At 66.6% G+C, this 7,052-nt stretch carries 11 protein-coding genes; 2 read left to right on the top strand and 9 right to left on the bottom strand.

Annotation, left to right across the window (positions count from 1 at the left end; translation table 11 throughout):
- From AC1DY5_RS35840 to rplN, 6 genes are all read right to left on the bottom strand, one after another.
- Nucleotides 1–327, bottom strand: a 327-nt coding sequence (locus AC1DY5_RS35840; protein WP_478119243.1) for a 50S ribosomal protein L6, incomplete at its 3' end; no start/stop codon positions are given.
- A gap of 24 nt (nt 328–351) precedes the next feature.
- Nucleotides 352–747: a 30S ribosomal protein S8 gene (gene rpsH / locus AC1DY5_RS35835; RefSeq protein WP_478119242.1), complete on the bottom strand. Its 396-nt coding sequence runs from the start codon at nt 745–747 to the stop codon at nt 352–354.
- Nucleotides 748–767: 20 nt separating this feature from the next.
- Entirely contained in the window at nt 768–1,073 is a 306-nt protein-coding gene (rpsN, locus tag AC1DY5_RS35830) for a 30S ribosomal protein S14 (RefSeq protein ID WP_286371088.1), read from the bottom strand.
- 8 nt (nt 1,074–1,081) lie between these two features.
- A complete protein-coding gene (gene rplE, locus AC1DY5_RS35825; RefSeq protein ID WP_286371087.1) occupies nt 1,082–1,621 on the bottom strand; it encodes a 50S ribosomal protein L5 in 540 nt (179 codons plus the stop codon).
- A gap of 11 nt (nt 1,622–1,632) precedes the next feature.
- Entirely contained in the window at nt 1,633–1,950 is a 318-nt protein-coding gene (gene rplX / locus AC1DY5_RS35820) for a 50S ribosomal protein L24 (RefSeq protein WP_478119241.1), read from the bottom strand.
- A gap of 13 nt (nt 1,951–1,963) precedes the next feature.
- A complete protein-coding gene (rplN, locus tag AC1DY5_RS35815) occupies nt 1,964–2,332 on the bottom strand; it encodes a 50S ribosomal protein L14 (RefSeq protein ID WP_478119240.1) in 369 nt (122 codons plus the stop codon).
- Nucleotides 2,333–2,627: 295 nt separating this feature from the next.
- On the opposite strand from rplN, the gene AC1DY5_RS35810 reads away from it, so the two are divergent.
- Together AC1DY5_RS35810 and proC are read left to right on the top strand one after the other, a co-directional pair.
- Nucleotides 2,628–3,731 carry an esterase-like activity of phytase family protein gene (locus AC1DY5_RS35810; protein ID WP_478119239.1) on the top strand — a complete coding sequence of 368 codons (1,104 nt, stop codon included), beginning with the start codon at nt 2,628–2,630 and terminating at the stop codon, nt 3,729–3,731.
- Entirely contained in the window at nt 3,728–4,582 is an 855-nt protein-coding gene (proC, locus tag AC1DY5_RS35805) for a pyrroline-5-carboxylate reductase (protein WP_478119238.1), read from the top strand. The genes AC1DY5_RS35810 and proC overlap by 4 nt, the downstream gene beginning before the upstream one ends.
- A gap of 134 nt (nt 4,583–4,716) precedes the next feature.
- Here the strand turns inward: proC and ubiA are convergent, their stop codons facing one another.
- The 3 genes from ubiA to AC1DY5_RS35790 form a co-directional block, all read right to left on the bottom strand.
- On the bottom strand, nt 4,717–5,604 hold the full coding sequence (ubiA, locus tag AC1DY5_RS35800; RefSeq protein ID WP_478119244.1) for a 4-hydroxybenzoate octaprenyltransferase: 888 nt from the start codon (nt 5,602–5,604) through the stop codon (nt 4,717–4,719).
- Nucleotides 5,605–5,632: 28 nt separating this feature from the next.
- Entirely contained in the window at nt 5,633–6,226 is a 594-nt protein-coding gene (locus AC1DY5_RS35795; RefSeq protein ID WP_478119237.1) for a Dps family protein, read from the bottom strand.
- A gap of 108 nt (nt 6,227–6,334) precedes the next feature.
- The coding region (locus AC1DY5_RS35790; RefSeq protein ID WP_478119236.1) for a hydrogen peroxide-inducible genes activator at nt 6,335–7,052 on the bottom strand (718 nt) is incomplete at its 5' end.

Raw genomic sequence — 7,052 nt, 5'->3', positions numbered from 1 at the left:
ATAGCCGACCTGGAGGTTCAGCTTGGAACCTTGCGCGGCAGCCTTGAAGCCGACGCCGACCAGGTTGAGCTTCTTCTCGAAGCCCTTGGTCACACCGACCACCATGTTGTTCACCAGCTGGCGCAGCGTGCCGCTCATCGCATTCGCTTCACGCGAATCGTTGGCGGGCTCGAAGCTCAGCTTGCCGTCGTTGCTGACGACCTTCACCAGGGCGTTGCGGGGCAGGTTGAGCGAACCGCCCGTGCCCTTGACGCTGATCTGGTCTTCCTGGATCGACACATCCACGCCTGCGGGGATGGCGACCGGCATTTTTCCTACTCGGGACATTTCAGTAACTCCTCGATGTCTCGGTTAGGCGACGTAGCACAGCACTTCGCCACCGACACCGGTAGCGCGCGCCTTGCGGTCGGTCATCACGCCCTTGGGGGTCGTGACGATCGCGACGCCGAGGCCGTTCTGGACTTGCGGGATGGCTTGGGCGGCCTTGTAGACGCGCAGGCCGGGGCGGCTCACGCGTTCGATGCGCTCGATGACCGGGCGGCCAGCGTAGTACTTCAGCGTGATGACGAGTTCGGACTTGCCGTCCTCGGTCTTGACCTGGAAACCGTCGATGTAGCCCTCGTCCTTCAGGACCTGCGAGATCGCGATCTTCACCTTGGAAGACGGGACCGACACAGTGGGCTTCGCCACCATCTGCGCGTTACGAATACGCGTCAGCAGGTCGGCAATGGGATCACTCATGCTCATGTTGTTTGCTCCTGCCTGGCTTACCAGCTGGCCTTGGTGACACCGGGGATGTCGCCGTTGAAAGCCAGTTCGCGGATCTTGGCGCGGCCCAGACCGAATTGACGGAAGGTGCCACGCGGACGACCGGTGATTTCGCAACGGTTGCGCTGGCGCGTGGGGTTCGCGTTGCGCGGCAGCTTCTGCAGGCCCAGACGGGCAGCAGCGCGCTCTTCGTCGCTCTTCTTGAAGTCGTTGGCGATCGCCTTGAGTTCGGCGTGCTTCGCGGCGTACTTGGCGACAAGGTTGTCGCGCTTGAGTTCGCGTTGGATCAAAGATGCTTTAGCCACAGGTCGCCTCAGTTCTTGAACGGGAAACGGAAGCCAGCGAGAAGCGCTTTGGCTTCTTCGTCGGTCTTGGCCGTCGTCGTGATGCTGATATTGAGACCGCGCAGGGCATCGACCTTGTCGTATTCGATCTCGGGGAAAATGATCTGCTCTTTCACGCCGATGTTGTAGTTGCCGCGGCCATCGAAGGCACGACCCGAAATACCGCGGAAGTCACGAACGCGCGGCAGGGCCACGGTCACGAAACGATCGAGGAATTCGTACATCTGGACGCCACGCAGCGTGACCATGCAGCCGATCGGCTGGTTCTCGCGGATCTTGAAACCGGCGATGGCCTTCTTCGACTTGGTGACCACGGGCTTCTGGCCGGCGATCTTGGTCAGGTCGGCGACGGCGTTGTCGAGGACYTTCTTGTCGGCGACTGCTTCACCCACGCCCATGTTGAGCGTGATCTTGGTCAGACGCGGAACCTGCATCGGCGAGGTGTAGCCGAACTTCTCGGTCAGGTCTTTCGCGATCTTTTCGCGATAGTGTTGTTGGAGACGTGCCATGTGAGTACTCCTTAGGCCAGCTTGATTTCTTCGCCGCTGGACTTGAAGACGCGCACGCGCTTGCCGTCCGTGACCTTGATGCCCACACGATCGGCCTTGCCGGTCGCGGCATTGAAGATCGCCACGTTGGATTGATGAATCGGCATGGCCTTCTCGACGATGCCACCGGTCGTACCCTTGAGGGGGTTCGGCTTGGTGTGCTTCTTGACGAGGTTGATGCCGTCGATGACCAGATGGGAGTCATCCTTGCGCAGCGACACCGTGCCGCGCTTGCCCTTGTCGCGCCCGGCCAACACGATGACCTGGTCGCCTTTGCGAATCTTGTTCATGGCGTTGTTGTCCTTACAGAACTTCGGGTGCCAGCGACACGATCTTCATGAACTTCTCGGTGCGCAATTCGCGCGTGACCGGTCCGAAGATGCGGGTGCCGATGGGCTCCAGCTTGGCGTTGAGCAACACGGCGGCGTTGCCATCGAATTTGACGAGCGAGCCGTCGGCGCGACGGATGCCCTTGGCGGTGCGAACCACCACTGCACTGTAGATCTCGCCCTTCTTGACGCGACCGCGAGGAGCAGCTTCCTTGATGCTGACCTTGATGACGTCGCCCACGCTGGCATAACGCCGCTTGGAACCGCCGAGCACCTTGATACACAGGACGGACTTCGCGCCTGTGTTGTCGGYCACATCGAGCCGAGATTCAGTTTGGATCATGTCGTGATATTCCCAACTTGTACCGTTTGCTGGTTCGGACGATTCCGATGAGCAGCACTGCGGTCAGTCTTGGGCCCGTCGTCCACGCACCGAAACCACTCCGGCGCGCTTCCTTTGGGCTGAAACTGCAAACTTTGCAGAAACGCTCGCCTTTAAAAGCGAAGCCCGCGATTGTTGCATAGTCCAGACGGGCCGTCAACACCCCCCGTTGGACCGGGACCGCAGCCCGTAGACTTGCGGCGTGCCAGCCCGACGCCCAGTGCCCCTACCGCGCCGCCGCCTGCTGGTGGCAGGGATGGCTGCCGCCCTGGCAGCCTGTCGCAGCGGGGTGGCCGAGCGGCAGGCCGCGCCGGAGGGCCAGCCGCTGCGCCTGCTGGCCGAGGCCCGCTGGCCGCACCGGCTGAACTACGAAGGCAGCATCATTGGCGGCCTGTCGGGGATCGATTACGACAGCGCGACAGGCGAGTACTTGCTTCTGAGCGACGATCGCTCCGACCTGGCGCCGGCCCGGTTCTATAGCGCAAGCTGGCCCTCCGCAGGCCGCGAAGCCCCGCGGGCGACCAGCGTGACGCTGTTGCGGCAGGCCGACGGCAGCTTCTGGCCGGCCCGCAGCGCGGCGACCCCGGCCATTCCGGTGGTCGACCCGGAGGCGATCCGCTGGCGCCCGGACACGGGCACGGTGCTGTGGATCAGCGAAGGCGACGTCTCGCGAGGCTTCGGCCCTGCGCTCTACGAGTCGCGTCGTGACGGCACGCTAGTACGGGAGATCGCGCTGCCGCCGATGTTCGCCGCCGACCGCAGCGGCCAGCGCGGCCCCCGAGACAACCTCGGCCTGGAAGGCCTGGCGCTGACGCCGGACGGCCGCGACGCCTGGGTCGCCATGGAGAACGCAATGGTCCAGGACGGCCCGGTGCCGAGCTTGCGGGCTCCCGGCGGCCTCTGCCGGTTCACCCGGATCGACCTGGCGAGCGGCCAGGCCCGGGGCCAGATCGCCTACCAGCCCGACGCGATCCCCCTGCGGCCGCTGCTGCCCGGCACCTACGCCGACAACGGCGTCAGCGAGGTGCTGATGATCGACGCCCACCGCATGCTGGTGCTCGAGCGCGCCTATGCGACGGGCGTCGGCAATTCGCTGCGGCTCTACGAGATCGATACCCGCGCAGCCAGCGATACCCTGGCCCTCGATGCGCTGTCGCCGGACAATCACCGCCCGGCGCCGAAAAGGCGGGTGGCGGACTTCGCGACGCTCGGCCTCGCGCGCCTCGACAATACCGAGGGGCTCTGCTGGGGCCCCGATCTGCAGGACGGCCGACGCATGCTGGTGGCGTTGAGCGACGACAATTTCAATCCAGGACAGGTCACCCAGTTCGCAGCCTTCGAATTCACGGACAAGTCATGAACATCGCAGTCACCTTCCTGCCCCGCCAGGAGCCGGCCCCCCTGCCGCCGATCGCCTTCATCGGCGGCGGCAACATGGCCAGCGCGGTCATCGCCGGTCTGATCCGGCAGGACACGCCGGCCGCCACTTTCGAAGTGGTCGAGCCCTTCGCCGAGGCCCGAGAGCGCCTGGCGCGCGACTTCGGCATCGTCGCCCAAGCCGAGGCCGGCCCGGCGCTGGGGCGCTGCGAAGTCATCGTCTGGGCCGTCAAGCCGCAGACCTTCGCCGAGGCCGCGAAGCCGGTGCGCGGGCTGGCACCCGACGCCCTGCACGTCAGCGTCGCCGCCGGCATCCCGTCCGACAGCATCGCCCGCTGGCTCGGCACCGAACGGGTCGTGCGCGCCATGCCCAACACGCCGGCACTGGTCGGCCAGGGCATGACCGGCTTGTTCGCACGCAGCGCCGTAGATTCCGCGGGCCGCAAGCGGGTCGAACAGGTGCTGGGCCCCACTGGCGAACTGCTCTGGGTCGATGCCGAGGAGGCGCTCGACGCGGTCACCGCGATTTCCGGCTCCGGGCCCGCCTATGTGTTCTATTTCATCGAGGCCTTGACCGAGGCCGGCATCGAGCTCGGCCTGACACCGGAGCAGGCCCACCAACTTGCGGTCGGCACCTTCTCGGGCGCGACGGCACTGGCGGCCGGCGCGAGCGAACCGCCGGCGGTGCTGCGCGATCGCGTAACCTCCAAGGGCGGCACCACCTATGCGGCGATCACGGCGATGGAGAACGCCGACCTGGCCGGCAAATTCAAGGCCGCGGTCCGCGCCGCCCACCAGCGCGCCCGCGAGCTCGCCGCCGAGTTCGGAGCATAGGCTCGCCGCCAGGTTGCCCGGTGAAGACCGGCGCGGCTCTTCTTTCTCGGCCGCGCGCAGCGCGCCCGTTGGTGGGCAGTCGCGGAACCGGCTTCGCCGGGCCGCTGACTGCGCCCCCGGTAGGGGGTGGGCGGCTAAACGAAGTGCGCCAACCTGGGGGCGAGCTTGAACCCTGCGACGACGCCGGCGAAGACGGTGAAGCCTAGCCAGTGGTTGAGGCGGAAGGCCTTGAAGCAGCCCTCCCGCGTGCGATCCCGGATCAGGCGCCAGTGCCACAGCGCCTGCCCCGCAGCCGCGGCGATCGCCAGGTAGAACACCGGGCCGAGGCCCCTGCGGGCGCCGACTGCGGTCCACACCGCGAGGAACATCGCGTAGCAGGCCATCACGATCGCGACGTCGAAGCGCCCGAAGGTGATCGCCGAGGTCTTCATCCCGATGCGCAGGTCGTCGTCGCGATCGACCATGGCGTACTCGGTGTCGTAGGCAAGCACCCAGAACAGGTTGCCCGCGAGCAGCCACCAGGCCAGTGCCGGCACCTCGGCGCGCACCGCCGCGAAGGCCATCGGGATCCCGAAGCTAAAGGCGATGCCGAGGACCGCCTGCGGGATCGAGACGAAGCGCTTGGCGTAGGGATAGACCAGCGTGACGGCCAGCGCCACGAAAGACCACAGCACCGTCACGAGGTTGGTGGTGAGCACCAGCGCGAAGGCGGCCAGCGCGAGCACCGCACCCACCGCCAGCGCCTCCTTCACCGAGATCGCGCCGCTGGTGACTGGCCGCTGCGCGGTGCGCTTGACATGGCGGTCGAACTCGCGATCGGCGACATCGTTGATGCAGCAGCCCGCGCTGCGCATCAGGATGGTGCCGAGCACGAAGACCACCAGCAGGTGCCAGCCTGGCCAGCCGCCGGCGGCGAACCAGAGCGCGCCCAGGGTCGGCCAGAGCAGCAGCAGCCAGCCCGCCGGCCGGTTCCAGCGGATCAGGTCAAGCCACAGCGCGATCCGCGAATGCCGGGGCGTCATCGACACGGGGTGCGCCACTGTCAACGCCTCACTCTTCGAGCAGGGAGCGCAGCATCCAGGCCGTTTGATCGTGCACGGTGCAGCGGGCGGTCAGCATGTCGGCGGTCGGATCGTCGCCGGCTTCCTCGGCCACCGGGATGAACTCGCGCGCGATGCGCGACACGGTCTCGTGGCCCTTGACCAGGATCCGCACCATCTCCATCGCCTTGGGCGGCGTCTGCGGCACGTCGGGCACGGTGGCGATCTTGCTGAACTCGGCGTAGGAGCCCGGCGCGTAGTGGCCCAGCGCGCGGATGCGCTCGGCGATGACGTCGGTCGAGCCCCACAGCTCGGTGTACTGGGTCATGAACATCGCGTGCAGCGAGTTGAAGTGGGGACCGGTCACGTTCCAGTGGAAGTTGTGGGTGGTCAGGTAGAGCGTGTAGGTGTCGGCCAGCACACGGCTCAGGCCCTCGGCGATGGCGGCGCGGTCCTGCCGATCGATGCCGATGTTGATGATCGGCGCGTTGCGGCTGCCCGATGCCTCGGCGACCTTGACGCCGCCCTTCTTCGGCACCTTGCCTGCGGAGGGTGCTGGCGCGGGCGTGGCGGGCGACTTCGGCTTCTTGATGACTTTGGCCATGGCGACAGGTTCTTTCTACAGAAGGGTTGACGGCAGGAAACAGGGGCCAGCGGAGGCGGGGCGAGCGGCGGCCGCATCGCAACAGCCGCACTCTATCGCAGGACGACGTCAGGACAGACGCCTGACGCCGGGCAGTTCGCAAGCATAGATCGCGTTGCGCAGGGCTGCGATCGCCTCGTAGCGCGTGAAGCTGCGGCGCCAGGCCAGCACCACGCGGCGGGTCGGCGGCTCGCCACCCTGGGTGTCGCGCACCGGCAGGTAGCGCACGATCTGCTCGAGCTCCTTGCGTCCCTTGGTGCGCGGCTTGAGCGCCTCGGCCGGCACCGACAGCCGCGGCACYAGCGTTACGCCCATGCCCGAGGCCACCATGTGCTTGATGGTCTCGAGCGAGGAACCCTCGAAGCTCTTGCGAATGCCTTCGGCATTGCTCGAGAAGCGCGCGAACTCGGGACACACCTCAAGCACATGGTCGCGAAAGCAGTGGCCGGTGCCGAGCAGCAGCATGGTTTCCTTCTTGAGCTCGTCGGAACTCACCGACTCGCGATCGGCCAGCGGATGGTGCGCCGGCAGCGCGGCCATGAAGGGCTCGTCGTAGAGCGCGGCGATCGCCAGGCCGGTGTCGGGAAAGGGCTCGGCCATGATCGCGCAGTCGATCTCGCCGGCGCGCAGCATCTCGAGCAGCTTGACGGTGAAGTTCTCCTGCAGCACCAGCGGCATCTGCGGCGTGCGGGCGATGTTCTGCCGCACCAGGTCGGGCAGCAGGTAGGGGCCGATGGTGTAGATCACGCCGAGGTTCAACGGGCCGGACAGAGGATCCTTGCCGCGC

This window comes from Variovorax sp. P4_D9, from assembly GCF_056401695.1.
This window is presented reverse-complemented; position numbering and strand designations above follow the sequence as displayed.